General features: G+C 62.5%; 3 protein-coding genes, 1 pseudogene and 1 riboswitch. Of the genes and pseudogenes, 3 read left to right on the top strand and 1 reads right to left on the bottom strand.

Annotated features, from left to right (window positions below; translation table 11 throughout):
- A partial coding sequence (locus EN750_RS23875; RefSeq protein WP_127397836.1) for an FAD-dependent oxidoreductase occupies positions 1–684 on the top strand: 684 nt, incomplete at its 5' end.
- 52 nt (positions 685–736) lie between these two features.
- Positions 737–1,420, top strand: a complete 684-nt coding sequence (locus tag EN750_RS23870; RefSeq protein WP_245481738.1) for a GntR family transcriptional regulator — start codon at positions 737–739, stop codon at positions 1,418–1,420.
- 57 nt (positions 1,421–1,477) lie between these two features.
- Here EN750_RS23870 and EN750_RS23865 read toward each other — a convergent pair whose 3' ends face one another.
- Complete coding sequence (locus EN750_RS23865) at positions 1,478–2,479, bottom strand: hypothetical protein (protein ID WP_127397834.1); 1,002 nt, start codon at positions 2,477–2,479, stop codon at positions 1,478–1,480.
- A gap of 243 nt (positions 2,480–2,722) precedes the next feature.
- A riboswitch (glycine riboswitch) is annotated at positions 2,723–2,809 on the top strand.
- A gap of 149 nt (positions 2,810–2,958) precedes the next feature.
- On the opposite strand from EN750_RS23865, the pseudogene EN750_RS23860 reads away from it, so the two are divergent.
- Positions 2,959–3,596, top strand: a pseudogene (locus EN750_RS23860) (glycine cleavage system aminomethyltransferase T); the annotation flags it as partial.

The raw sequence follows: 3,596 nt of genomic DNA, 5'->3' as shown, positions 1-3,596 counted from the left end.
GCCGCCAAGTTCACGCGCGCGCTGGCGGCCATCGTCGAAAATAGGGGCGGCAAGATCCTGACAGGGACCAGGATCGTGGGGATCGAACGCAGAAAGGAAACGATCACCAAGATCGTCACCGACAAGGGAGAGTTTCTGGCCGACACCTACGTTCTGTGTCTCGGCGCCGAGAGCCCCGTCCTCGCCCGCAAGATCGGCCTTGGCCTGCCGATCTATCCGGTCAAGGGATATTCCATGACCATTCCCATCGTCGATCAGGCGCTGGCTCCAAAACTCCCTGTCATCGATGAGCACAATCTCGTCGCCATCACGCCGATGGGCGATCGCATCCGCGTGACCGCCACTGCGGAATTCGCGGGCTATGATCGCAGCCACAAGCCTTCGGATTTCGCCTTCATGAAGCGCGTCACGCAGGACCTGTTCCCGCGCGGCATCGCCTTTGATCGCGCCGAGATGCGGGCCTGCCTGAGGCCCATGACGCCCGACAACCTGCCGATCCTCGGCCTGCGCGACATCCGAAACCTGTGGCTGAACACCGGGCACGGCCATATCGGCTGGACCATGGCGCATGGATCGGCCCGTATCGTCGCCGATCTGATCGCCGGCCGGGCAGCGCCGATCGCCCTCGACGGCATCCTTCCCACACAGGCGCGGTTCGCCGAACCAAGCGCCGCAAAGGCTTGACGACGCCATGCTCCGACCCGCCAGGCAAAGCAACCGGGACAACAGCGCAGCGTTGGCATCCAAGCCGATCAAGACCGGCCCGCGTGTCTATGAAGAAATCCGTCGCATGGCGATGGATTATCGCTTCAAGCCGAACGAGCGCATCAACGAAGTGGTGCTTGCCGCCAGGCTGAATGTCAGCCGCAGCCCAGTCCGGGAAGCGCTCCAGCGGCTGGTCACGGAGGAACTCATCACTTTCCAGACCAATCGCGGCTTCTTTTGCCGGGGCTTCGATGTCGACGAGATCGTCAATCTTTCCGACGTGCGAGCGGTGCTCGAGGACCGCTCCGTCAGGCTGGCGATCCAGCGCGCGACTGATGAGGAACTCGCCGCGCTCGTCGACTGGTGGGCGCTCACCATGGCGCGCGCCGACTCGTTTTCCAGCACTGAGCTGACCGCCAGGGACGAGGAGTTTCACAACCGCATCGCCAGGCTGTCGGGCAATCCCGAACTGGCGCGCATGCTCGAAGGCATTAACACGCGCATCCATTTCGTTCGCAAGATCGAAGTGGAGAAGCACCGGCGATTGTCGACGACCTACACCGAACACAGCGAAATCGCCCGGGCCATGGTAGCCCGCGATGCCGACAGGGCCGCAAGGCTCATGCACGACCACATCGCCATCAGCGTCGCCGATGCCATGTCGACCGTCAGGGAAGGCTTGGCAAGGATATACATCGACGTCGACCAGATCTAATCGGGCAACCCCAGCTTTGACCGAGGCAACCCATACCGCTCAGGCAACCCCTACCGCTCAGGCGACCTTGTCGAGCAGCGGCCTCAGCGCCGGATGGATTTCCGGTGAGGCGTGCTTGATCAGGGTCAACAGCGCGCGTTCGTTCTCATAAAGAGGCCTGTCGACGCCGATATGTTCGATCAGCCAGCCGGCTTCACCGGCATCGACCGTCTCGGCGCGGCGGGCCAGCGCCTCGGCCGCCCTGTTCTTGGCTTCCCACTCGGCCTCGATGTCGCCTGGCGACCGATAGGCTTCCATGATGCCGGCAAGGCCGCCGGAGATCATGCGGCTGAAGAAGCCGCCTATTTCCGGATCCGCATGTTCGAGGAAGGCATCACGGCGCAGCGCCACATCGCGCGTCGGTGCTTCGTAGCCGGCCGAGCACATGACGAAATTGGCGATCGCCTTGACGAACAGCTCGTTCCAGGACGGATCGTTGTGCCCTTGAGCAGTGCACTCGTTGATCTTGAACAGCACCTCGGCCTCGGCGCGCGTGATGGCGATGTTGCCGTCGCCGCCATGGGCATGGAGGATCCGGCGCAGCAACTCGACCTCCGCCTGTGCGATGAGGCCGGGAGCCAGCGTGCCGCCGAGCATCAGCGGCCCCTTGCCGTCAATGACGGCATGCGCCACCTGCTCCAGCGCATACACACAAAGCTGGCTCGGCGACGATTTCGCCTGTTCCAGCACATGCACCAGCAATTCGAGCTCGGTCCGGCTGTCGACCATGCCATCGCGCGAGATCGTGCGGATCAGCCAGTCGGCATTGTCTTGCGAGATATAGCCCGACGGCTTTTCCTGGTGGACGATATAGTCGGTGACCGCCTCGACGAAGAAGGGCGGCCATTCCTGGCATTTGTCCTTCGCCGTTGCATCGAGCGCAAACAGCGCCTCGGCCTCGCCGCGCGTCACGACGCCATCGCCGAACACTTCATGGCGCAACATCGCCACGTCCTCCGCGGCGATGCGGATTTTCGAGGTCAGCCCGGCCACCGGCGCGCTCATGATCAATTCGCCCATTTGTCGTCCCCGTCCGCCGTCGCCAAGCGCCGGCCCCAAGCGTCATACAAGCCAACATATCAGCAGTGTCTTGAAAAACCGGCAAACGGCGTGGTTAGCGAAGACTTGTCGGCCAACGCATATCGCCCAAAACGTGCCGCGGTTTTGAAGAATGGCATGCACGCGCTTTAGATGTCGCTGACAGGTGACAAGCCGTCGCGCGCGAGCTATGGATGGCGCGTCGAGGACTCAGGGTCTGAGTCCTACCTGTTTGCGGGAGAGAACAGCGAGAGCTGTCGCCGAAGGGGAAATCGCCCGAAATCTCTCAGGCAAAAGAACCGTAGACGGGAAAGACACTCTGGAAAGTCGGGGCTTGCCCCCGCGCCGAAGGTGTAAGCGCCGCTGACAGAGTTCCGGCTGCGCGAGTCTCTCAGGCTTCAGACAGAGGGGCACGGACTGGTCGCCATTCGCGACCGATTGCGTGCGACTCTGGAGACGACATGACGGGCGACGATACAAGACACCTACCCCTCGAAGACATCCATGTAACCGCCGGTGCGCGCTTTGGCGCTTTTGCCGGCTGGTCGATGCCGCTGACCTATCCGGCGGGCGTCATGAAGGAACATCTTCACACCCGCGAACAGGCCGGCCTGTTCGACATCTCGCATATGAAGCTATTCGAAGTCAGCGGGCCGGAGGCGGTTGCGCTGCTCAACCGCGCTTGCCCCTTGGATGCAGGCGCACTCCAAATCTCACAGTCCAAACTGTCCTTTTTCCTCAACGAGGCAGGCGGCATCCTGGACGACCTCATCGTCACCAGACTTGGCGATAGCAGGTTCATGGTAGTCGCCAACGCAGGCAACGCCGTCGCCGATGAAAAGCATTTGCGTGCACTTGCCGCGGATTTCGACGCCAGAGTCGAGCCGCTCGACCGCGTCTTCCTGTCCATCCAGGGTCCTGAAGCCTGGGCCGCCCTTTCCCGCGCCGGCATCGAGACCGGCTCGCTGCTTTTCATGCATGGTGTCGAACCGCGCAAAAACTGGTTCATGAGCCGGTCGGGCTATACGGGCGAGGACGGTTTCGAGATCGGCCTGCCGGAAGCCGATGCACGCGACCTCGTCGCCAAGCTGCTCGGCGA

Source organism: Mesorhizobium sp. M7A.F.Ca.ET.027.03.2.1 (genome assembly GCF_003999175.1).
In the GTDB taxonomy this organism is placed as follows: domain Bacteria; phylum Pseudomonadota; class Alphaproteobacteria; order Rhizobiales; family Rhizobiaceae; genus Mesorhizobium.
Note: the sequence above shows the minus strand (reverse complement) of the source record. Positions and strands in the feature narration are given on the sequence as shown.

Coding starts and splice junctions, on each gene's coding strand:
- EN750_RS23865 (WP_127397834.1), bottom strand. CDS start 2,479: ATGGGCGAATTGATCATGAGCGCGCCGGTGGCCGGGCTGACCTCGAAA.